At 64.7% G+C, this 21,063-nt stretch carries 20 protein-coding genes; 10 read left to right on the forward strand and 10 right to left on the reverse strand.

What is annotated here, in order from left to right; translation table 11 throughout:
• Nucleotides 1-27: 27 nt before the first annotated feature.
• A complete protein-coding gene (locus NEK97_RS11360; RefSeq protein WP_257370029.1) occupies nucleotides 28-783 on the reverse strand; it encodes an SDR family NAD(P)-dependent oxidoreductase in 756 nt (251 codons plus the stop codon).
• A 191-nt stretch (nucleotides 784-974) separates the two neighbouring features.
• Between NEK97_RS11360 and NEK97_RS11365 the strand changes: the two genes are divergently transcribed.
• On the forward strand, nucleotides 975-1,619 hold the full coding sequence (locus NEK97_RS11365) for a DUF4190 domain-containing protein (RefSeq protein ID WP_257370030.1): 645 nt from the start codon (nucleotides 975-977) through the stop codon (nucleotides 1,617-1,619).
• A 93-nt stretch (nucleotides 1,620-1,712) separates the two neighbouring features.
• Here NEK97_RS11365 and NEK97_RS11370 read toward each other — a convergent pair whose 3' ends face one another.
• The 3 genes from NEK97_RS11370 to NEK97_RS11380 form a co-directional block, all read right to left on the reverse strand.
• The gene (locus tag NEK97_RS11370; RefSeq protein ID WP_257370031.1) at nucleotides 1,713-3,212 is read right to left on the reverse strand and encodes a peptide MFS transporter; all 1,500 of its coding nucleotides are present in this window, start codon (nucleotides 3,210-3,212) and stop codon (nucleotides 1,713-1,715) included.
• 61 nt (nucleotides 3,213-3,273) lie between these two features.
• Nucleotides 3,274-4,713, reverse strand: coding sequence for an amidase (locus tag NEK97_RS11375; protein ID WP_257370032.1), 1,440 nt, complete (start codon nucleotides 4,711-4,713; stop codon nucleotides 3,274-3,276).
• A complete protein-coding gene (locus tag NEK97_RS11380; protein WP_257370033.1) occupies nucleotides 4,706-5,449 on the reverse strand; it encodes a peptidase E in 744 nt (247 codons plus the stop codon). Before NEK97_RS11380 ends, NEK97_RS11375 begins: the two co-directional genes overlap by 8 nt.
• 149 nt (nucleotides 5,450-5,598) lie before the next feature.
• Between NEK97_RS11380 and NEK97_RS11385 the strand changes: the two genes are divergently transcribed.
• From NEK97_RS11385 to NEK97_RS11395, 3 genes are all read left to right on the forward strand, one after another.
• Nucleotides 5,599-5,925, forward strand: a complete 327-nt coding sequence (locus NEK97_RS11385; RefSeq protein ID WP_235518011.1) for a rhodanese-like domain-containing protein — start codon at nucleotides 5,599-5,601, stop codon at nucleotides 5,923-5,925.
• 29 nt (nucleotides 5,926-5,954) lie between these two features.
• Entirely contained in the window at nucleotides 5,955-6,887 is a 933-nt protein-coding gene (gene pheA, locus NEK97_RS11390) for a prephenate dehydratase (RefSeq protein WP_257370034.1), read from the forward strand.
• 94 nt (nucleotides 6,888-6,981) lie between these two features.
• Complete coding sequence (locus NEK97_RS11395; RefSeq protein WP_257370035.1) at nucleotides 6,982-7,212, forward strand: hypothetical protein; 231 nt, start codon at nucleotides 6,982-6,984, stop codon at nucleotides 7,210-7,212.
• Here the strand turns inward: NEK97_RS11395 and NEK97_RS11400 are convergent.
• The gene (locus NEK97_RS11400; protein WP_257370036.1) at nucleotides 7,209-8,270 is read right to left on the reverse strand and encodes a diacylglycerol kinase family protein; all 1,062 of its coding nucleotides are present in this window, start codon (nucleotides 8,268-8,270) and stop codon (nucleotides 7,209-7,211) included. The two genes, NEK97_RS11395 and NEK97_RS11400, sit on opposite strands and share 4 nt — an antisense overlap.
• A gap of 111 nt (nucleotides 8,271-8,381) precedes the next feature.
• On the opposite strand from NEK97_RS11400, the gene serS reads away from it, so the two are divergent.
• Nucleotides 8,382-9,662, forward strand: coding sequence for a serine--tRNA ligase (gene serS / locus NEK97_RS11405; RefSeq protein WP_211710411.1), 1,281 nt, complete (start codon nucleotides 8,382-8,384; stop codon nucleotides 9,660-9,662).
• 16 nt (nucleotides 9,663-9,678) lie between these two features.
• Here the strand turns inward: serS and NEK97_RS11410 are convergent, their stop codons facing one another.
• The 4 genes from NEK97_RS11410 to NEK97_RS11425 all read right to left on the reverse strand — a co-directional run bounded on the left by NEK97_RS11410 (nucleotide 9,679) and on the right by NEK97_RS11425 (nucleotide 15,121).
• Nucleotides 9,679-10,524, reverse strand: coding sequence for an HAD family hydrolase (locus tag NEK97_RS11410; RefSeq protein ID WP_257370037.1), 846 nt, complete (start codon nucleotides 10,522-10,524; stop codon nucleotides 9,679-9,681).
• A gap of 93 nt (nucleotides 10,525-10,617) precedes the next feature.
• A complete protein-coding gene (gene helR / locus NEK97_RS11415; RefSeq protein WP_257370038.1) occupies nucleotides 10,618-12,828 on the reverse strand; it encodes an RNA polymerase recycling motor ATPase HelR in 2,211 nt (736 codons plus the stop codon).
• 229 nt (nucleotides 12,829-13,057) lie between these two features.
• Nucleotides 13,058-13,642 carry a hypothetical protein gene (locus tag NEK97_RS11420; RefSeq protein ID WP_257370039.1) on the reverse strand — a complete coding sequence of 195 codons (585 nt, stop codon included), beginning with the start codon at nucleotides 13,640-13,642 and terminating at the stop codon, nucleotides 13,058-13,060.
• A 738-nt stretch (nucleotides 13,643-14,380) separates the two neighbouring features.
• Nucleotides 14,381-15,121: a GAF and ANTAR domain-containing protein gene (locus tag NEK97_RS11425; protein WP_257370040.1), complete on the reverse strand. Its 741-nt coding sequence runs from the start codon at nucleotides 15,119-15,121 to the stop codon at nucleotides 14,381-14,383.
• A 139-nt stretch (nucleotides 15,122-15,260) separates the two neighbouring features.
• Between NEK97_RS11425 and NEK97_RS11430 the strand changes: the two genes are divergently transcribed.
• Nucleotides 15,261-16,034 (forward strand): sigma-70 family RNA polymerase sigma factor, encoded by a 774-nt coding sequence (locus NEK97_RS11430; protein ID WP_257370041.1) that lies wholly within the window; start codon nucleotides 15,261-15,263, stop codon nucleotides 16,032-16,034.
• Between the two features lie 18 nt (nucleotides 16,035-16,052).
• On the opposite strand, the gene NEK97_RS11435 is transcribed toward NEK97_RS11430, so the two are convergent.
• Nucleotides 16,053-17,003 carry a glycosyltransferase family 9 protein gene (locus NEK97_RS11435; RefSeq protein ID WP_257370042.1) on the reverse strand — a complete coding sequence of 317 codons (951 nt, stop codon included), beginning with the start codon at nucleotides 17,001-17,003 and terminating at the stop codon, nucleotides 16,053-16,055.
• Nucleotides 17,004-17,089: 86 nt separating this feature from the next.
• On the opposite strand from NEK97_RS11435, the gene NEK97_RS11440 reads away from it, so the two are divergent.
• The 4 genes from NEK97_RS11440 to NEK97_RS11455 are packed head-to-tail and all read left to right on the forward strand — an operon-like array spanning nucleotide 17,090 to nucleotide 21,052.
• Entirely contained in the window at nucleotides 17,090-17,644 is a 555-nt protein-coding gene (locus tag NEK97_RS11440) for an HAD-IIIA family hydrolase (protein WP_257370043.1), read from the forward strand.
• On the forward strand, nucleotides 17,641-18,729 hold the full coding sequence (locus tag NEK97_RS11445) for a glycosyltransferase family 9 protein (protein ID WP_257370044.1): 1,089 nt from the start codon (nucleotides 17,641-17,643) through the stop codon (nucleotides 18,727-18,729). Before NEK97_RS11440 ends, NEK97_RS11445 begins: the two co-directional genes overlap by 4 nt.
• The gene (locus NEK97_RS11450) at nucleotides 18,726-19,787 is read left to right on the forward strand and encodes a glycosyltransferase (protein WP_257370045.1); all 1,062 of its coding nucleotides are present in this window, start codon (nucleotides 18,726-18,728) and stop codon (nucleotides 19,785-19,787) included. The genes NEK97_RS11445 and NEK97_RS11450 overlap by 4 nt, the downstream gene beginning before the upstream one ends.
• Nucleotides 19,784-21,052, forward strand: coding sequence for a glycosyltransferase (locus NEK97_RS11455; protein WP_257370046.1), 1,269 nt, complete (start codon nucleotides 19,784-19,786; stop codon nucleotides 21,050-21,052). Before NEK97_RS11450 ends, NEK97_RS11455 begins: the two co-directional genes overlap by 4 nt.
• Nucleotides 21,053-21,063: the final 11 nt, after the last annotated feature.

A 21,063-nucleotide genomic window follows, 5' to 3' on the forward strand; every position in this document is an offset into this window, starting at 1 on the left:
AGCGGGGGCGTCAGTGAGGCGGCGCCGCTAGACAGCCGTGTAGCCGCCGTCGACGAGTACGTACGAACCGGTCATGAAGCTGGCCTTGTCAGAAAGGAGGAACGTAGTGACGTTCGCGATCTCTTCTGCCTTGCCCAGACGGCCGAGCGAGTGCTTGGCTTCGAGGCCGTCGATAACTTCCTTCGGGGCGCTGGCCAGGAGCGGGGTGTCGATGTAGCCCGGGCCGATGGCGTTGACGCGCAGGCCCTGGGCGCCGTATTCGGCGGCTGCGTTTTTGGTCAGGCCGACGACGCCGTGCTTGGCTGCGGTGTAGGCGGCATTGCCGGGTGCGGCGACGGCACCGTGGATCGATGCCATGTTGACGATTGCGCCTTCGGAAGCGCCTGCTGCGAGGATGGCCGGGATCTGGTAGCGCATTCCGTACAGGACGCCGCTCAGGTTGATTCCAATAACGCGGTCCCAGTCATCGATGTCGACTTCTCCAATGGGGGCGTTGGCTCCGCCGATTCCGGCGTTGTTGACGGCGTAGTTAAGGGCACCATAGGTCTCGACGGCGAAGTCGACGGCTTTCTTGCTGTCCTCGGTAACTGCTGTGTTGCCCTGGAAGGGTACGGCTTTCCCGCCTGCTGCGGTGATCTCGTCTGCTACGCGGGTGGCGGCGTCGAGATTGACGTCCGTGACAACCACGTTGACGCCGTTCTTGGCGAGGTCCTTGCTGATCGCTTCGCCGAGCCCTGAACCGCCGCCGGTGACGAGCGCGGTTTTGCCTTCGAAGTTACCCATGATTCCTCCTTCGCGGGACGAATCCCGCAGATATCGTAGTTAGCGCTGCTTACGTCGCTATTAGTGACAACCCCGCGCTTCCCGTTCATATTCCATGCATATGCATGAATCCCGTCACATGTGTCCTACTTATGCACCGCCCGCGACGGCGGTAGTGTTGGGATCAAAGACCAGATAGCAGGGGGATTCCTATGTCAGATCAGCCATCCAAGGACAACGAGGACAAGCCTGCGGGCTACCAACCGCCGCAGTACGTTCCGCCCGCACAGTTCAGCGCACCGGAGGCCAGCGCGCCGCAGCCCGCCACGCCGGATTACAGCACACCGGATCAGGGGGCCAACGCCACCCAGCCAATCCCGCCGCATGAGCAAAGCGCCTATACGCAAAACGCCCAGGGCCAGAACGACTTCTACACCCAGCCGCAGCCCCCAAGCCAGAGCGCTTACTCGCCGGGTGACTACAGCCAGCAGCCGCCGTCGCCGTACGGCCAGCCGCCCAGCCCGTACCAGCAGCAGGCATTTGGCCAGCAGCCCTACGGCCAGCCGCAGTCACCGTACGGCCAGCCCGCGTACTACGCCATGCAGGCTGAACCCAAAGGCCTAAGCATCGCCAGCATGTGCTGCGGCATCGCCATCTTTGTGGGCTTCGGCTTCTTCATCCTGCCGCAGATCGCAGCGGTGATCCTCGGCCACATCGCGCTCAAGCGGGAACCAGCGGGCAAAGGCATGGCCATCGCGGGCCTGGTGATGGGCTACATCGGCATTGCACTGACCGTAATCTTCGGCATCATCTTCTTTGCCGCGATCGGGGCCTCCACCAGCCGGTACAACTACTAAGCAAAAGCGAACGACGGCGACCCTTGCGTCAGGTGGGAATCCCACCAGGCGCAAGGGTCGCCGTCGTTGGTCAACGTCCGGCTGTGTCGGTTGTCAGCGAACCCCGCCCATCAACTTCTTGATCGCGGGAGTTGCCGAAGCCAGGCCCACGGCGAGCACCACTGCCACGCCGCCGATGCCCAGGAAGTACGGCAGCTCGTCGTGCGGGTTGTAAAGACCAGCCAGGATGCCGGCCAGGGTGGTGCCGAGGGAGACGGACAGGAAGAACAGGGCCACCATCTGGGTGTGGAACGCCTTGGGGGCGAGCTTGGTGCTGACGGACAGGCCGATGGGGGAGAGGAACAGCTCCGCCAGCGTGAACAGGAACAGGATTCCCACCAGTGCCAGCAGCGGGGTCTTGCCGTCGCCCGCCAAAGGGATGAAGGCCAGGAAAGCAATGCCCATGATGAAAAGGCCCGCGGAGAATTTCAGCGGCGAGCTGGGCTGCTTGGGGCCCAGTTTGGTCCAGAGGGCAGCCATGACGCCGGCAAAGATGATGATGAATACCGGGTTGATCGATTGGACCCACGCGGCCGGCATTTCCCAGCCGAAGAGATTGCGGTCCAGCTTCTCCTGCGAGTAGACGGCAATGAACGTGAACTGCTGCTGGAACAGTGCCCAGAACGCGGCGGATGCGATGTAGAGCGGGATAAAGGCCACCACGCGCTTGCGCTCCAGCCCGGAGACCAAGGGACTGCGGAAGATCAGGACCAGGTAGATCACAGAAGCTCCGATGGCGGCGTACGCCATGCTGCGGGCCAGGTTGTTGGCGTTGACGAGCCCCGTTCCCAACAGGACGCCTATCACCACAAGGATGCCCAGGAAGATCAGCCCGTACTTTGTGCGGTCCTTCGCCGGGAGCGGGTTGGGGACACGGTGTGCTTCCTCGGGCAGGCGCTTGCGGCCGAGCGCGTAAATGACCAGGCCGATGGCCATGCCCACGGCTGCGGCACCGAAGCCGACATGGAAGCCGAAACTCGTCTGCAGCCAACCGGTGACCAGCGGCCCAATGAGTCCGCCGATGTTGATGCCCATGTAGAAGATGGAGAAACCTGCATCGCGGCGCTCATCCTTCTCGCCGTACAAGGTGCCGACCAGTGCGGTGGCGTTGGCTTTCAGGCCACCGGAGCCGACGCCCACGAGTACCAAACCGGCAATGAGGCCCGGAATCCCCGGAATCAGTGCCAGGGCGATGTGCCCGCCCATGATCATGATGGCGGAGCCGAAGAGAACCTTCTCCGAGCCGAACAGACGGTCGGCGAGCCATGCGCCGAGGATCGTCGACAGGTAGACGCCTCCACCGTAGGCGCCCACCAGGCTGGCAGCGAGGCCCTGGTCAATGGAGAGGCCGCCCTGTTCGGCGGTGAAGTACATGTAGTAGAGCAGGATGCCCTGCATGCCGTAGAAGGAGAATCGCTCCCACATCTCCACGGAGAAGAGGCTGGCCAGCATTTTGGGGTGGCCGAAGAATGACGTATCGCCCGAAGCCTTTGTAGGCTCAGCCGTGGTTTGTGGAGTGCTCATTTTCTCAATGCTGGCACTGACCGCGGGCATTGTCACATCGATAGATGCTCAAGGCAAGCACTTTCCATATGCTAGACACGCGTGCCCGCGGTCAGGAATGAGCCTCCAGAGAAGCTGCCACTTGGAGAAGCTGCAGCTCAGAACCCATCCGGCCAATAAGTTGGATCCCCATCGGCAAGCCACCAACGGTTGTGTGAACCGGGATGCTGATGGCCGGCAGTCCGCACACGTTCACCATGGAGGACCACGGCGCGTACTCGCACTGCCTTCTGTAGTCGTCGTCGGCGTCGCCGGACCACTCGCTCGGCCAGCGCTCGCCGCTGTGCCCACCGCCGGTGAACCAGCCGATGGGCCGAGGCGTCTGCGCCAAGGTGGGCATGAGGATCAGGTCCCACGGAGAGTACTGCGCAATCGTGTCGTGCTGGAACTGCCGGAGGAAACCCAGCGCTTCGTTGACCTTGGATGCGCTCCGCTGTTGCGCCCGACGCCGGAACGTCCGGGTCAGCGGAGTCAGCAGCGCCTCCCGTCGGGGTGCTATCCGGGCGCTTCCGACGCCGGCGGTCCAGGCTGCGGTGAACGCTTCCGGATAGCGGTTGTCATACCGGATCTCCGCTTCGCTGACGCTGTGACCCGCCTTTTCCAGCAGCTCGCGGCCCCTCGCCAGAGCGTCCATCGCTTCAGGCTCAATCTCGAAGGGATAGATCCCGGCCCATGGACTCGCCAGGCTCATACCGATTTTCAGGGGCTCAGGCGTCCGACCCACGTTGGCGAGGTATCCGCCGTCGGGCGCTTGTTCCCGGGGGACCAGGGCGTCCATGAGCAAGGCGGCATCGGCGGCTGTCCGGGCGAGCGGGCCGGTGACCACCAACTGCGCCGTATCGCCGGGGCTGGTGCCCACGGGTACAGTGCCCCGCCCGGGCTTCAGGCCCACCAGTCCGCAGGCACCGGCCGGAATCCGGATGGACCCGCCGCCGTCGGTCCCTGGCGCGAACGGCACCAGCCCTGCGGCCACTGCGGCAGCGCTGCCGCCCGAGGAGCCGCCGGAGCTTCGCCCCGGTGAGTGCGGATTGCGCGACGGCGGTGCCACGCGGTTTTCGCTGTAGGCCGTCAGTCCAAACTCCGGAACCTGCGTCTTACCCAGTGGGATGACGCCGTGACGCCTCAAGTGCGCCGCCAACGCGCCGTCCTCGGATGCTGGCTTGTGATCCAGGGCTGCGCTGCCGTGCGTGGTGGGAACTCCGGCGACGTCGGTGAGGTCCTTGAACGCCGTGGGCATCCCGTGAAGCAGGGGAAGTTCCTCCAGCCTGCCCTGGCGCGAGAGGCGGGCGTGCAACTGGTCGGCGGTGTTGGCTGCGGTCAGGGCTTGTTCCTGGATGACCGTGATGAGCGCGCCGAGGTGCTTGTTCCGCTCCTCGATGACGGAGAGGAAGTGTTGGGAGGCCTCGCGGGCGGACAGATCACCGGAAGCCAACGCATCACGGAGTCCTACGGCGGTCAGGCCGGCCGGGGCCCGGGACGAAGGATCAGCCAAGGAAACGCGACTCCAACCGCTCCTCCACTGCCACGGCGTCCACGCTCTCGCCCGCACCGGCCGTCACCCGGAAGGCTGCCTTGTTCTTCACCTCGGAGACCACCTCCACCAGTTCCGTGCCCCGGTAAACCAGCCCGACGCCGTCGTCCGTGCAGTGGGTTTCACCCAGCGTGCCGTTGGCCACCAACGCGTGGATGGCCGGCGCGCGGCGGGGTTCGGAGTCGTAGTGCACGCCGCTGGCGTAGGGCAGGAAGCCGAGGGCGTCTGTGACCGGGCGCAGTTCCGGACCGAAGGAGTCGGTCACGCCGCCCTGGTACCAGCAGATCGAACCGGCGGAAACGCCGGCCAGCACCACGCCGCCCTCCCAGGCCTTCCGGAGGGCCCGGTCCAGCCCATGCGCGCGCCACACCGCCAGCAGGTTCACCACCGAACCTCCGTTGACCCACACCACGTCCTGTTCCAGGAGATGCGCTTCCGGGTCAGCGATGTTCGGCATGGTGAAAAGGTTGAGGTGGCTGAAGTCGAAACCCGCAATCCTGGCGGCCTGGTCCATCTCGGCGGCCCACCAGCGTTGATCGCCGGACGCCGTGCCGATGTGCGTCACCCGCGGCGCGCGGCCCGTCACGCCGGAGAGCTCCACGGCGTAGTGCATCAAGTGGTTGAACTCGACTCTGGTGCGTTCGCCCGGCTTGTATCCGCCGGACGTCGCCAGGATGGTGGGTTGCCCAGCAGGCACAGGGTGCTCCTCACGGTTTCGATGGATTGCTTCGGGTCCAGTCTTAACGCCCGCGCTCCCGTAAGCAACCGCCTGCGGGTCCAGGTTACTGCTTCGGGCTGCGAGGACTAGGCTGGATGCTGGACTTAAATCGATGGGAAGGGACCCCAATGAGCGACTTTGACACTGTGCCTGTTGGCGACATTCCGGCTGATGCCAGCATCCTGGACGTCCGCGAAGACTACGAATGGGTGGCAGGGCACGCCGAAGGTGCACGCCACATCCCCATGGACCAGCTGCCGGCGCGCCTGGACGAGCTTGACCCGGACGACGACCTCTTCGTCATCTGCCGCACCGGCGGCCGATCTTTCCGGGCAGTTCAGTGGCTGGTCGGCCAGGGCTACTCCGCGGTGAATGTTGCCGGTGGGATGGACATGTGGCTGGAAGCAGGAAAGCCGATGGTTTCAGACAACGGGCTCAAGCCGGTAGTTCTGTAACCAACGCATATAACCAGCAAGGAATATTAATGTCGGCAGTCACCTACACGTTCCTCGGCCCCGAGGGCACCTTCACCGAGGCCGCCCTCATGCAGGTTCCGGGCGCTGCTGATGCCACCCGCATTCCCTGCACCAACGTCAACACCGCCCTGGACCGGGTCCGGGCAGGCGAAGCCGATGCGGCCATGGTCCCCATCGAGAACTCGGTTGAAGGCGGGGTCACTGCAACCCTGGATGCGATCGCCACGGGCCAGGAGCTACGGATCATCCGTGAGGCCCTGGTTCCCATCACCTTCGTGCTGGTGGCGAGGCCCGGCGTCGCGCTTTCCGACATCAAGCGGATCTCGACGCACGGCCACGCCTGGGCCCAATGCCGTCTGTGGGTGGATGAACACATTCCGAACGCAGACTACGTTCCGGGTTCCTCGACGGCGGCCGCGGCCATGGGCCTGTTGGCGGACGACGCACCCTATGACGCGGCAATCTGCGCCCCGCTGATCGCAGCCGAACAGCCCGGGCTGAACGTCCTGGCCGCGAACATCGGCGACAACCCGGACGCCGTCACACGGTTCATCCTGGTGAGCCGCCCCGGCCCGCTTCCGGAGCGGACCGGAGCCGACAAGACCACAGTCGTGGTCCCGCTTCCGCAGGACCACCCCGGCGCCCTCATGGACATCCTGGACCAGTTCGCGTCCCGCGGCGTGAACCTCAGCAGGATCGAATCGCGGCCCACCGGACAGTATCTGGGCCACTACTTCTTCAGTATTGACGCCGATGGCCACGCCGCGGATTCGCGGGTAGCGGATGCGTTGGCGGGCCTGCACAGAATCAGCCCGGCAACCCGGTTCCTTGGCTCCTACGCCCGCGCGGACCGGCAGGCAGCCGTTGTGGCTCCGCACACGTCCGACGCGGCTTTTGCCTCAGCCCATGCGTGGGTGGACTCGCTGCTCAAGGGCTCGTAGGCGCTGTCCACAAGGCCCTTTCGCAGTGATGGAAGTGTGCGTATGCTTGCCTGATCCATAAACGGTGGATGAATTACCAACGAAGGGAGCGGTCATGACTGTCCACAGCGATGACAAAGACGGCCAGGGCATGATCGTCAATCCCAAGCCCTCGAGTGACAACAAAGATGACTGGGACGGCGACGATGCTGATCGTGCGGATCGCCTCCGCTTTGAAGAAGAACAGGCCATGATCAAGGAGCAGTCCGAAGCCCGGGCTGCCGCGAAAGCAGCGGCCGAAGAAGCCGAGCGGAACGCGGCCCAGCCTGACGCCGGGGCTGTCTAGGCGGTCTTCGCCTTCGGTACGCGCACCAGCAGGGAAGCTGGCTCAACCTGCACGGTGACCTTCGTGGCCTCACCGGAGGGATCGCCGTCGAGCTGTGTGGCCATCGGTTCCTGGCTGCGGATGGTCACCTTGCCCGAGCGGTAGAAGCTCATCATGGGCAGGTTGTGCTTGTGCTTGAAGAGGATCTTTGTGTACATGGCGAGCCAGCCGAACGCGCTGCGCGGACTCATCACCACGATGTCCAGCATGCCGTCGTCAATCATGGCCTGCGGAATGAAGTCGATGCCGCCCGGGATCAGTCCACAGTTGGCGAAGAGCACGCTGCGGATCTTGCGTGCCTGTTCGGGCTCGTCATCCATGGTGATGCTGACGCGCTTCCGCCGGCCCGGCAGGTGGCGCACGCCGGCTTCGGTGTAGGCAAGCCAGCCAACGGTCTTCTTGAGGTCTTCCCGGGTATCGCCGACAACTTCGGCGTCCAGGCCCATGCCCGCGATCACCAGGAACGTGTGCGTGGATGCGTGGCCGGTGATGCTGTTGCTGATGGCCATGGTGGCGGTGTCGATGTAGCGCTGGTGGCCGAACAGCGCTGTCTGGATGCAGCCCTCCATGTCGGTGACATCCAGATCGACATTGCGTGCCAGCAGGTTTCCGGTGCCCACCGGAATGAGGCCCATCGCCACATTCTTGTGGGCCAGGCACTCGGCCACCACGCGGACGGTTCCGTCGCCACCGCACGCCAGGATGACGTCGGCGCGGTCCGCCAGCGCTTGCCGTGACTGGCCGTAACCGGGGTCGTCCACCGTAGTTTCATAGAAGCGGGGCGCGTCCCAGCCGGCGAGCTCGCACGCGTCGATGATGGCGTTGCGGGCAACCTCGGCGTTGTTCTTCACCGGGTTCAGGATGACGGCGACCTTCTGGTCGCCGGGGTTCGGATTGTGCGCGTCCTCCCGGACGGCGCTCCTGATGTGGCGGGCTTTCAATCGGCGCACACCCCACCAACTGGAGACGGCAAACGCCACGCCCCCAGCGAGAATCACGTACAGGATCCAGTCGCTCATGGTGCTCCAACACTATCCCGCTGGGCTGCCCTGTTTTGCCGGATCGTGGGCTGTCCGGCGTTTGGACGCCGGCGCACCGGTGTTCTGCGGGGGATTCGATACTCTTGTGTGGTGATCGACGTAAAAGACCTCAGCGAAAATCCGGACAAGTTCCGTGCCAGCCAGCGCGCCCGTGGTGCCGATGAGTCCGTTGTGGACGCGATCATCTCCGCTGACGCCGATCGCCGTGCAGCACTGATCCGCCACGAAACCCTCCGCGCCGAGCAGAATGCTTTCGGCAAGAAGGTGGCCCAGGCCAAGGGTGAGGAAAAGCAGGCCCTTCTGGCCGAGGTCAAGGAGCTCGCCAACTCGGTCAAGGCCGCTTCCGCTGAAGCCGCCGCAGCCCAGGCCAAGCAGGAGGAGCTCCTGCGGGTCATCCCGAACCTCGTTGTGGACGGCGTGCCCGAGGGCGGCGAAGACGACTACGTCGTGGTCAAGACCGTCGGCACCCCGCGCGAATTCACCGATTTTGAGCCGAAGGACCACCTGGAAATCGGCGAACTGATCGGCGCGATCGACATGGAACGCGGTGCCAAGGTCTCCGGTTCACGCTTCTACTTCCTCCGCGGCGTTGGCGCCCGGCTGGAAATGGCGTTGCTGCAGATGGCCATGGAACAGGCAATCGATGCTGGCTTCGTCCCCATGATCACCCCCACTTTGGTGCGTCCGGAGACCATGCAGGGCACAGGTTTCGATGTAAAGCACGATGCCGAGATCTACCGTCTCGCTGAAGACGACCTTTACCTTGTGGGAACCTCGGAAGTGGCCCTCGCCGGCTACCACGCAGACGAGATCCTGGACCTCTCCGCAGGCCCCATCCGCTATGCGGGCCAAAGCTCCTGCTACCGCCGCGAGGCCGGTTCGCACGGCAAGGACACCCGAGGCATCATCCGCGTGCACCAGTTCAACAAGGTGGAGATGTTCATCTACACCACCGTTGAGGAAGCTGCCGCCGAGCATGAGCGCCTGCTGGCCTGGGAAGAGGAAATGCTGGCCAAGTGCGAGCTTCCTTACCGCGTGATCGACACCGCAGCCGGAGACCTGGGCATGTCCGCAGCCCGCAAGTTCGACTGCGAAGCCTGGGTCCCCACGCAGAACGCCTACCGCGAGCTCACCTCGACATCCAACTGCACCACGTTCCAGGCGCGCCGGCTCAACATCCGTGAACGCGTGATCAACGACGAAGGTGTCGCCAAGGGCACCCGTGCCGTGGCCACGTTGAACGGTACGTTGGCCACTACGCGCTGGATCGTGGCCATCCTTGAGCACCACCAGAACCCGGACGGCTCGGTCAATGTTCCCAAGGCGCTGCAGAAGTACCTTGGCGGACTCGAGGTCCTGCCGGTCCTCTAGGGGTTTTCGGTGGCAGTTACAGCAGGCCGCGCAAAACCAGGGCTGCGCCGTCGTCGAGCACTGACGCGGTGACCTCATCAGCAACGGCGAGAACCTCATCCGGAGCCTGGCCCATGGCAACGCCGCGGCCGGCCCACGTGAGCATCTCGATGTCGTTGCGGCCGTCGCCCACGGCCACTGTGTTGGCCTGGTCCGTGCCGAGCTTCTGCCGCAGCGCTTCCAAAGCGCTGGCCTTCGTGACGCCCTCAGCAGCGATATCCAACCAGGCCGTCCAGCCCACGGAATAGGTCACGCCGGACAGTCCAATGTGCCGGATTGCCTCGTTGAACTCTTCCGACGTGTTGTCGGTGCTGAAAACCACCACGCGGACCGCAGTGGCGTCCAGCATCGTTTGGAAGTCGACGCCGATGGACTCCACGCCGAAGCTGGCATCCTGGAAGCGTTCGGTGGAGAGGAAGTTTCCGTCCTCATCCTCGAGCGCGTACTTGGCGTTAGGCAGCCGTTTCCGCAGTGCCTGAAGCGCCGGAGCGGGATCAAACGTGGCCTTGTGGATAATTTCGTAGCCGGACTCCACTGCGGGGTCCAGCCGGAGCGTCACGCCGCCGTTGCAGCAGACCGCGTAACCCCGCTCCAGGCCGATCTGTTCGATGATGGGAAGCGTGGCATTGAGTGAGCGGCCCGTAGCGATCATGACGTCATGCCCGCTGGCCACAACGGCCTGTGCAGCGGACCGGACAGCCGGGGACATGTGGCCATCGTGATCGACGAGTGTGCCGTCGACGTCCAAAGCGATCATGAGCTTGTTGTTGTTTTTGAGCTGGTCATCGATGCCAGCAACTGGAGTATCAGTCAGAATAGTCATGCTTCCAGTACAGCAGACATCCCCGACACTGAACTAGGACCGGCGCCACAGCACGGGATTAACGGACCGTGAACAGTCATCACTGAACAGACATCACGGAACATTGTGGGTGCTTCGGAGGACTACCAGCTGCCGGGTTGCCCTGGTCATCGCCACATACTGGTCCACCGCGCCTTCCATGCCGTGGCCCGCGCCTCCCTCACCGAACTCTTCCGGGTCGACCAGGACGACGAGGTCGAACTCCAGCCCCTTCGCCAATTCCGGAGTGAGCCAGTAGACGCGGCCCTCGTGAGGACCGGCGTCGGAGTGTCCTTGTTTGCTGATGACGCACGCTGTTCCTTCAGCGTTGGCCGCGAGCCAGGTGTCCAGGACCAGATGGAGCGTATCCGCGTGCTGGTGCAGCACAGGAATCCCCGTGCTGCGGACCGAAACAGGCACGTTTGCGTCAGGGAGGACTGCCTTGATCACGGGCTCGGCTTCTGCCATGACCTCCTCCGGCGTCCGATAGTTGATGCTGAGTGTGGCCATCTGCACGCTTCCCATTCCCACACGCTCCAGGCGTTCCTCCCATGATTCGTTGAATCCGTGCCGGGCCTGGGCACGGTCGCCCACCACAGTGAAGCTTCGCGAAGGGCAGCGAAGCAGCAGCATCCGCCATTCCGCGTCGGTCAGCTCCTGCGCCTCATCGACCACAATGTGCGCGAATGGACCCGCGAGAAGGTCGGGATCGGTTGCCTCCAGGCCATCCTCGTCCACGAGCTTCTCCCGCATGTCATCGCCGCGCAGCATGTACATCTCCATGAGTTCGGAGTCGTCGGCCGCAATCAGGTCATCGACCACCCGGTCCATCAACTGCCGCTCGGCAGCCAAGGCGACCTGCCGCCGTCGTCTGCGTTGCGACGATTCAGGGTCACCCAGCCGCTGCCTGGCTGCATCCAGCAAGGGAAGGTCGGAGGTTGTCCACGCGGCCGGCTCGTCACGCTGCAAGGCGGCGATTTCCTCGGCATGCAGCCACGGTGCCGACAAGCGCAGGTAGGCGGGAACGCTCCAGAGGTCTGCCACCAGGCCCTTGTAGTCCAGCAGCGGCCACGCCCGGTTGAAGGCATTGCGCAGTTCGGCATTCTGCGAGAAGGCTTGGCGCAGGATGTCTTCCGGAATGTCGTGATCCTCCATTTTGTCGATGAGGATAGCGAGCAGTGCCTCCCACACTTCGTCGCGGGACTCGTTGTGTGGCGTACCGGGTTCGGCGGCATCGAAAGCCTCCGCCCAGTCCTCAGCGCCCACCCGGATGTCCGCGTACGGAGTTTCGACCGTCAGTCCCTTCGATGGCGGCTCCTCGTAAAACCGGACTGCCGACTCGATCGCTTTCACCATGTTCACGGACGACTTGAGCCGCGCCACCTCCGGATCCTGTTCATCCCCGGCGCCGGCTCCTTCCGGGACGAGGTCCTTGAGTGTGCACGTCTGCACTCCCTCTTCTCCCAGGCTGGGGAGGACATCGGCGACGTACGCCAGGTAGGCCTGGTGTGGGCCGACGAAAAGGACATCGCTCTTCCGGTGGTTGCTCCGGTGGCCCAGACGGGGATCCGAGTACAGCAGATAGGCCGTGCGGTGGAGTGCAACCACCGTCTTGCCAGTGCCTGGACCTCCATCCACCACCAGGGCACCCCGCGAGCCGGCCCGGATAATCGCGTCCTGATCAGCCTGGATCGTCCCCAGCACATCCCGCATCCGTGGGGAGCGGCTGGTGCCCAGGCTGGCTATGAACGCGGACTGGTCATCGAGGGCCTCGTTCCCCTCCAGCCCGTCGGCCGTAAACACCTCGTCCCAGTAATCGCTGATCCTGCCCCGGGTCCAGCAGTATCTGCGACGGCTCACCAAGCCCATGGAATTGGCGTGCGTTGCACCAAAAAACGGCTCGGCGGCCGGCGAACGCCAGTCGACAAGGAGGCGGCGTCCGCGCTTGTCGCTCAGGCCCAAACGGCCAACGTACACCGGCTCCTGAGTGTCTTCGGGGATCATCCGGCCCAGGCACAGATCCAGCCCAAAGCGGCGGAGCGCACGGAGGCGGGCAGTCAGGCGGTGGATCTCCTGGTCACGGTCCAACGCCCGTTGGCCGCGACCGGCTGGTTGCTTGCGGGTCTCCTCCAGACGGTCGGACAAACCGGCGATGGACTCCGCGAGGGTCTCAGCAATTGCCTCAAAGTGTTGCTCATCGCTGCCAATCAGCTTGGGGTTGGCTTTGCGGTTAAGGTGCTCGGGCAGGGCGAAAGCACTGGATTTCAGAGGGCTGGTTTCGGGCATCCCACGACTCCCTTTTTCTGTGGTGATGGGGGTACGTCGACCCATTGTTCGGCATGCAGGGGGCCTTGCCGCAAGCCCCCGTGTGGGTTATACATTGAATATGGAAGGGATAATTTCCCTTCCTTTTTTGTGCCCGCCGACTCGTTCCAGGCTCCGGATCCCGGACATGTACGAATATCCCGCCGGAGTACGCGACGGCAGGCCAACAAGGGCCGGATTGGGCACCAGTTCATGTGGAAACGGTTCTCAGTAGCGCGGACTTTCCCGCGGGAGACAACCCGGCCGCGATGAGTTTCCTGCGCAGCCGTTCCGGATCCCGGACATGCGACCATCCCCATCGGACGAAAGCAAAGCCCAGTGCCCGGATACGGTCTTCGCGGATCTTTTCCTGGTAGAGGGTCTCCTCCGGACTGCCACCGCTTCTCAACATGGCGTCCGTGTATTTGCCCTTGCCATCGAACTCCCCGACTACACCCTTCCTTCCGTCCTGACCAGGCCACCAGAAGTCACTCCGGCCTATGAAGCCATCAAGATCGCTGAAGCCGTGCTGCAGTTCGGGCTGTTCAAAACCCAGATAGTGAAAGGCTGCACGGCTGTAGGACTCCCCGGCGGACTCAACCAAGGGGTTCGAAAGGGCCAGTGCGAGTTCGGCACGATGCCGGGCCGCCGCGTGCGGGTGTGAGCGAACGGCAGCGGCGAGCTCCTGGTGCTCCAGGAGGCTGACGCCAGGCTCCAATTCTCCGCGGAGCCACAGCTTCCGGGCTGCGCCATCGGTGACTACCAATGACTGGCTCAGTTTGGAGGAGAAGGCCACATCAAGGACTGTTCGCAGAAGTCCAGTGCAGGTAAATTCTCCGTGGGTTTCCCGATGTCCTTCCTGGCCAAGGTGATACCGCAACGGGTAACCAGTTTCCCTTACGACGCGACCATCCTGATCAGTGGCTTGGTGGGCTAAGAAAGTGGGGCGTCGGCTACCGGATCGGCTCGGATGGGGCGTCAAGCATTCCACATGGGATGGCGTCTGAAGTATTGGTAACCCTGCGGCGAATGCAGCGGTTTCGCGGCAAAGAACGAGGCCAGGTATAGCTCGGGTGGCGGCCGCCAGGGTCCACGCGAACCGGTCCCAAGGCTTGGCCTCGACCCACTGGGAAGTTGGTACGTAGAACCCGCGCCGGATCCTCACAAGATTGCCGGCCATGAAGCTGCTGTGCACGGCGTCGGTTCTGCCTCCGGAGCGGAGGATTGCGGGTGTCTCGATGAGCCCGGAAGGAATGTCCATACGAGAACACTGAGGCAGAAAGCGACTCATCCGGCCGCCCTGATGTCCCTATGTGCAAAACAGGAGCTGGGGAGGACTGGTGGGGGCGTGGGCCTCCCGGCGTTGTTGGTCGGGCGCGCCGTTGAACGGTGGGCGTGGCGAAGAAGGCCGGGATCAGGGGTGGGCGTGGCGAAGAAGGCCGGGACCAGGGGTGGGTGTGGCGAAGAAGGCCGGGATCAGGGGTGGGCGTGGCGAAGAAGGCCGGGACCGCGCCCGCGCCAGAAAGCCCGGAGCCTACTGGAACACGGTCTGGATCGGTCCGCCCCCGGCTGAATCAACGATGGCCTGCGCCACTACACGGAGCTTGACGTTCCGGTTGCTGGAGGCTTTCTTGATGAGTTCCATGGCCTCGACCTGTGTGCAGCGGTTCTGGGCGATGATGATGCCCGTCGCCACGTCGATCACCGTCCGGGATTCCATGGCGGCCCTCAGGTTGGCCGCGGTTTGGCTGTGTTGCGCGATCAGCACGGCGAGCTGGAGGCCCTTGGATGCCTGTTGAACGTAGTCGTTGGCACGCTGCACGGCGGCTTGGTCGAAGGCGTGGGGCTGGTCTGAGTAGAGGTTAAGGCCAGCCATGGCGACCCCCTCGGACAGGGGGAATGGAACAGCCAGGACGGCGCGGACACCGTGGTCTGTGATGGCCTTGTTGTACTCGGGCCAGGTGTTGTCCTTCTCGAAATCCGGGATGTGGACCTGGGTGGCCTCGCGGCAGGCGTGAAGACAGGGCCCGTCCGCGAAGGAGTATTGGATTTCGTCGAGCTGGCGCGCGCGTTCACTGCTGCTGGCAACTGTGCCGGCGTTGCGCTGCCGCATCAGGGTGATGCCGCAATACACATCCTTTTCGGGAGTGCTGAACATGGCAGCTGAGTGCCGGGCCAACTCATGGAGAAAGTCCTCGACGTCAGGAGTGGCGAGCAGCAAGTCCTGAACCTCAGCCACCACGGAATTCGGCTCGAGGAGCTGTGGGTCTTCCATGTGTATCTCCGATCCGTGGCGGTGGCTACCTTTCGAGACTAACCTCCGGCACCCGTTGAAAGCCAATAGTAAGTGTGCTTCTCTTTTTAAGGAGTCTTGCCGTGGGCTCACCCCTCATCCGGTCAAAGGATTGAAGCCCATGCGTCAAACCCGACCTTTCGACGTCAGTACCAGGCCTCCGGTTGCCCCTGAAGGAAGCATCCGCCAAAGTTTTCAGGACAGCCTGGTCCTGGACCATCTCAATCTGGCCAAATCCATTGCGGCCAGGTATTCCGCCCATACCCACGACCTGGATGATGTCAGGCAGGTCGCCTACATGGGCCTCATCAAGGCCTCCCGAGGCTACGACGAGTCCAAAGGCGTCAGTTTTCCGGCCTATGCCGCCCCCACCATTGCCGGCGAGGTCAAGCGGTACCTCCGCGACCATTGCTGGGTTGTCAGGCCGCCCCGCACCATCCAGGACGTTCGTCGCCAGGTGTTGGCCCGGACGGAGGAAATGACACAGGTGCTGCAACGGACGCCATCCCCGGAGGAAGTCGCAGAGGACCTCCGGCTGGAACCCTGCCAGGTGCGCGAAGCGCTGATGGCGGGCACCAGTAAGCGTCCGGATTCCCTTGACGCTCCCGCGGGGGAGGGTCGTGAGGGGTTGCAGGGTTCCCTGTCTGCTTTTGGCTGCCCCACTGACCGGTTGGAGGACGTGCTGGCTCTCCGGAATGCGATTCGTGACCTAAGGCCTGAGGACCGCCACCTGCTGTACCGGCGCTACTACCGCGAAGAGACGCAGTCCACCATTGCGGAGGCCCTGGGAATGTCCCAGATGCAGGTTTCACGCAAGCTTTCCAAGGTCCTCGTCTCGCTCCAAACCAAACTTTTGGACGACGAAGTCCGGCTCCGGGACGGAACAGCCCTTTAGCTACACGACCACGGGCAGCTAGCAGTCCAGGCGCTCCACGGCGTCCAGGACATCGCGCACGCTGACCGCCAGGAGTGCGGGGTCGGGGTCTGCGGAGAAGACGTCGCCGCGGCGAAGTTCGACGGCGGTCAGCACCACGTGCGGGCCCGGCGGCGGACCCCATTCCTCGGCGGGTGCCGGACCGAACAACACCACTGACGGGCGCTCGTAGGCAGAGGCAAGATGTGCCGCCCCAGTGTCAGCGGAGACCACCAGGCGCGCCTCTGCGATGGTGGCCGCAAACTCTGCGAGCCCCTGCCGCCCAGCCAGCAGGCCGTCGTCGAGGTTTGCTCCTTTGCGCTTGGCCAGGGCAGCCGTCTCCTCGGCGCGCCCGCGCTCCGACGTGCCGCCTGTGAGGACAATCCGGTGCCCTGCCGCAGCGAGTTGGACCGCGACGTCGGCGAATCGCTCCACCGGCCACAGCCTGCTGCCGTACGCAGCGCCAACATGGATCACTGTGGCGCCGGGACTCGGCGAAGGAACGGCGGGACGCTGCAGCCGGAAGTCCAGGGGATCGGCGTCAATCCCATGCCAATTCAGCAGCCTGGTCCAGCGTTCCCGCTCGGGTAACCCGGTGGACCAAGGAGGCCCCTCAAGGCCGGGCGATTCATGGGCGATCACCCGCCGGGCCTGCAACTCATCGATCCGCAGGCGGCTCTCGGCCCCGTTTCCATGCAGGTTCACGGCGATGTCCACCGCGCCCCGCGGGACCGTGAGGGGATCGTCGAGCCCCGGCGTGGGCAGGTGGTGGATACCCCCAACCAGCTCCAATGCTTCAGCGATCCAGGTCGGCGCGGCGTACAGGATCCGGTGGTCGGGGAATGCTCTCCGCAGTCCCCGGAGTGCCGGAACAGCGACCAGGAGGTCGCCAAGCTTCAGGGCGCGCAGGGCGAGCAGCAAGGGTTGTTCGGTGCTATCGACAGTGTCCATGGAGGCCTCCCGCTAGGAGTCTAGCGGCATGAAACTTCTCGCGACCGCACTGTTTAGCGTCCGGAGAACTGGGGAACGTTGCGGGTATGGGAGGAACCGGAACGTTGAAGGCGGTCCTGTTTGACCGCGATGGAACACTTGTCGTTGACGTGCCATACAACGGCGACCCGAAGCTGGTGCAGCCCATGGATGGTGCCCTGTCCGCCCTCGAACGAGTGCGTCGGGCTGGACTGGCCACCGGAGTGGTAACCAACCAATCGGGCGTGGCCCGTGGACTGGTGACCCTGGACCAGGTCATGTCAGTGAATCAGCGGGTGGATGAACTCCTGGGCCCGTTCGATGTGTGGGAAATCTGCCCACATGGCCCGAAGGACGGATGCGACTGCCGCAAGCCCGCCCCCGGCATGATTCTGGGAGCCTGCAGCACGCTGGGTCTCTTGCCGGAGGAAGTCGCTTTCGTTGGCGACATCGGTGCAGACATGGAAGCGGCCGCCGCAGCGGGTGCCCGGAGTGTGTTGGTGCCAACGGACGTGACCCGGCGCGAAGAAATCGCCGCCGCCCGCTTTGTTGCCGAGGACTTGGGCCAAGCAGTGGACCTCGTACTCTCCGGGGCACTTGAAGAACAGGACACCCGTGTATGAGCCGGGTCTTGGTGGCCCGACTGGACAGCATGGGCGATGTCCTCCTGGCCGGGCCTGCCCTGCGCGCTGTGGCGAACGGAAGCCGGTCCGATGGGAGCCGGCCGAATGACGTGGTCCTGCTGTGCGGACCTGAAGGCGCAAGCGCGGGCGGGATGCTGCCCGGCGTGACCCAGGTGCACACGTGGGCTTGCCCCTGGATTGTGAATCCCGCGCCCCCTGCCACGGAAGACACCACCAACGCATTGATCGAGTTCGTCCGCAGTTCCCGCATTGAGGAAGCCCTGATCCTCACGTCCTTCCACCAATCGCCGCTTCCGCTGGCGTTGTTGCTCCGCTTGGCCGGGGTCGGAAAGATCACGGGGGCTTCCACGGACTACGCCGGTTCGCTGCTGGACGTCCGGCTCAAACCAGGCGAGGACTTCCCCGAGGACCAGCCCGAAGCCGTCCGTGCCCTGGCGCTCGCCGATGCCGGAGGGTATGTCCTGCCCAACGGTGACGACGGCAAACTGCGGATCACGGCCGGCCCGGATCCGGACAAAACAGCTCAGGAACTGGCCAGCGAAGGCCCGTACATTGTGGTCCACCCCGGCGCGACGGCCCCCGCCCGGGCCTGGCCTGCGCTGCACAACGCAGCAACCGTGGAAGTCCTGCAAGCCTACGGACACCGGGTGGTGGTCACCGGGGGACCTGGCGAAACATCGCTCACGGCAACGGTCGCGGGGCCTTCGGCAAGGAACCTCGGGGGCGCAACCGACCTCCGCACGCTCGCAGCGGTACTCGCGGGCGCCGCCGTCGTTATTACGGGCAATACCGGTCCCGCCCATCTGGCCGCCGCGGTGGGCACCCCGGTGGTTTGCCTGTTCGCGCCGGTGGTTCCGGCGATCCGCTGGGCACCCTACGGCGTACCCATGGAGTTGCTGGGCGACCAGGAAGCCGCATGCAAGAACACCAGGGCCCGTACCTGCCCCGTGCCGGGGCATCCTTGCTTGAGCTCGGTCACCCCGGAGCAGGTCCTGGAGGCTGTCGAACGGTTGCTGGGTGGCGTGTCGTCGCTCTCCACCCGACGGAAGGTCTGGAAACCATGAGGATCCTGGTGTGGCACGTCCACGGCGGCTGGATGGAAGCGTTCGTCCGGGGCCGGCACGAATACCTCCTGCCAACATTGCCCGACGGCGGCCCTTGGGGTTTGGGGCGCGGGGGACGTGACTGGCCGGTCGCCGCCAAGGAAGTGGACCTGGGCACGCTGGACCCGGACAGTGTGGACGCCGTGGTCCTGCAACGGCCGGAGGAAATCGCAGCCGTCACCAAGGCCCTGCGCCGCCGACCGGGGGTGGACGTTCCTGCGGTCTACCTGGAACACAACACCCCCAAGGGCGATGTCCCCTTTTCGCTCCATCCACTTGCCGACCAGGGAAGCATCCCGGTGGTCCACGTGACCCATTTCAACCAGCTCTTCTGGGATACGGGCTCGGCCCCCACTGCAGTGATCGAGCACGGGATTCCGGATCCGGGGCACCTCTACACCGGTGTGCGGGAGGAGATGGGCGTGGTGGTCAACGAGCCCGTCCGGCGTGGACGGGTCACCGGCACGGATTTGCTTCCGGGATTCGCCCGGGTTGGACCCCTGAGGGTGTTCGGGATGGGCACGGAAGCGTTGCCGTCCGCTTTGGACCTCGGCAGCCACGGCCTGGGCGGGGATCGACTCAGGATCTCGGGTGACGTTCCTGCCGCCCGCCTCCACCGGGAACTGGCCAGATGCCGTCTCTACCTGCACCCGCTGCGATGGACCTCGCTGGGACTTGCCCTGTTGGAGGCCATGCACCTGGGCATGCCGGTCGTTGCGCTCGCCACCACCGAAGCAGCCCGGGCAGTCCCGCACGGTACCGGCCTGGTGTCCAACGACGTCGACGATCTCCAAAAGTTCGCCCGGCGCCTCCTGGACGACCCGGACGACGCCTACGCGATCGGTTTGAGGGCCCGCCAGGCAGCACTTGAACGCTACGGACTGGGCAAATTCCTCCGGGCCTGGGATGAGCTCCTCGCCGATCTTCCCGCCAAGCATGGACAGCGCCCGCAAACCGGGCTCATACCGCTCAGCCACCACACCCAGGCCAGCCATGACACCGAGAGGATGCACCCATGAAAATCTCCATGGTCTCCGAACACGCCAGTCCGCTGGCCGCCCTGGGAGGCGTCGACGCCGGTGGGCAGAACGTCCACGTAGCGGCGCTCTCTTCCAGCCTGGCTGCCCGCGGTCACCACGTCACGGTCTACACGCGGCGTGATGACCCCGATCTGCCGGCGAAGGTGCAGGTTGGGCCTGGACTCACTGTGGTGCACGTCGATGCGGGGCCCGCCCGGCGCATCCCCAAAGACGAGCTCCTGCCGTTCATGGGCGAGCTGGCGGACGGGATTTGTGCGGACTGGGGCGAGGCCCTCCCGGATGTCGTGCACGCGCACTTCTGGATGTCCGGACTGGCAGCGATCCAGGCGTCCAAACGTGCCGGTGCCGCTGATCCCGTGCCCGTGGTCCAGACCTTCCACGCCCTTGGTTCGGTGAAGCGCCGCCACCAGGGCTCCGCGGACACCAGCCCACCGGCCCGGGCCTGGTTGGAGCCGTGGGTGGGCCGCACCGCAGACTGGGTCATCGCCACTTGCCCCGACGAAGTCTTCGAACTCAAGGCCCTGGGTATCAGCCGATCCAAAATCTCCATTGCCCCCTGCGGCGTGGACCTGACGCTGTTCCCCGGAACGTCCGACGCCGAACCCACCTCGCGCACGCATCGGATCCTGAGCGTGGGACGCCTCGTGGAACGCAAGGGGGTGGACCTGATCATCCGCGCACTCCCTCTCCTGGCGGACGCAGGCTTCAACGATGTGGAGTTGCTGATTGTGGGCGGTTCCGGTGACGCGCTCACCCTTGAGGAGGACCCCGAAGCGCAGCGCCTCCATGCCCTGGCCAAGGAACTCGGCGTCGAAGACAAGGTGACCATGCGCGGACAGGTCCCCAGGGACGCGATGCCGGGTATTTTCCGCAGCGCCGACGCCGTGGTGTGCACCCCCTGGTATGAGCCGTTCGGGATCGTGCCGCTCGAGGCCATGGCCTGCGGGGTGCCCGTGGTCGCGGCCGCCGTGGGCGGACTCCGGGAGACCGTCGTCGACCAGAAAACGGGGCTGCATGTTCCGCCGCGGGACCCGGAAGCGATAGCCGAAGCACTGGGGAAACTACTCGCCGATCCTGCCCTTCGCACCGAAATGGGGCGAGCCGGCGCCCGCCGCGCCCGCTCGCGCTACACCTGGGACAGGATCGCCGCGGACACCGAGAAAGCCTACCGATCCGTCCTGGCTGCCGGCCTCTCCCGGCAAGCAGGCGATGGTGTGGAATCACTGGAAGGAACGGCCCTGTGACCATCAACAGC

It is taken from the genome of Paenarthrobacter sp. UW852 (assembly GCF_024608385.1).
GTDB lineage: Bacteria > Actinomycetota > Actinomycetes > Actinomycetales > Micrococcaceae > Arthrobacter.

Bases quoted from the DNA above. Each gene is read 5' to 3' on its own strand.
- NEK97_RS11435 (WP_257370042.1), bottom strand. From the start codon at position 17,003: ATGGACACTGTCGATAGCACCGAACAACCCTTGCTGCTCGCCCTGCGC.
- NEK97_RS11440 (WP_257370043.1), top strand. From the start codon at position 17,090: ATGGGAGGAACCGGAACGTTGAAGGCGGTCCTGTTTGACCGCGATGGA.
- NEK97_RS11410 (WP_257370037.1), bottom strand. From the start codon at position 10,524: ATGACTATTCTGACTGATACTCCAGTTGCTGGCATCGATGACCAGCTC.
- NEK97_RS11395 (WP_257370035.1), top strand. From the start codon at position 6,982: ATGACTGTCCACAGCGATGACAAAGACGGCCAGGGCATGATCGTCAAT.
- NEK97_RS11385 (WP_235518011.1), top strand. From the start codon at position 5,599: ATGAGCGACTTTGACACTGTGCCTGTTGGCGACATTCCGGCTGATGCC.
- NEK97_RS11445 (WP_257370044.1), top strand. From the start codon at position 17,641: ATGAGCCGGGTCTTGGTGGCCCGACTGGACAGCATGGGCGATGTCCTC.
- pheA (WP_257370034.1), top strand. From the start codon at position 5,955: ATGTCGGCAGTCACCTACACGTTCCTCGGCCCCGAGGGCACCTTCACC.
- NEK97_RS11400 (WP_257370036.1), bottom strand. From the start codon at position 8,270: ATGAGCGACTGGATCCTGTACGTGATTCTCGCTGGGGGCGTGGCGTTT.
- NEK97_RS11450 (WP_257370045.1), top strand. From the start codon at position 18,726: ATGAGGATCCTGGTGTGGCACGTCCACGGCGGCTGGATGGAAGCGTTC.
- NEK97_RS11360 (WP_257370029.1), bottom strand. From the start codon at position 783: ATGGGTAACTTCGAAGGCAAAACCGCGCTCGTCACCGGCGGCGGTTCA.
- NEK97_RS11455 (WP_257370046.1), top strand. From the start codon at position 19,784: ATGAAAATCTCCATGGTCTCCGAACACGCCAGTCCGCTGGCCGCCCTG.
- helR (WP_257370038.1), bottom strand. From the start codon at position 12,828: ATGCCCGAAACCAGCCCTCTGAAATCCAGTGCTTTCGCCCTGCCCGAG.
- NEK97_RS11365 (WP_257370030.1), top strand. From the start codon at position 975: ATGTCAGATCAGCCATCCAAGGACAACGAGGACAAGCCTGCGGGCTAC.
- NEK97_RS11370 (WP_257370031.1), bottom strand. From the start codon at position 3,212: ATGCCCGCGGTCAGTGCCAGCATTGAGAAAATGAGCACTCCACAAACC.
- NEK97_RS11430 (WP_257370041.1), top strand. From the start codon at position 15,261: ATGCGTCAAACCCGACCTTTCGACGTCAGTACCAGGCCTCCGGTTGCC.
- NEK97_RS11425 (WP_257370040.1), bottom strand. From the start codon at position 15,121: ATGGAAGACCCACAGCTCCTCGAGCCGAATTCCGTGGTGGCTGAGGTT.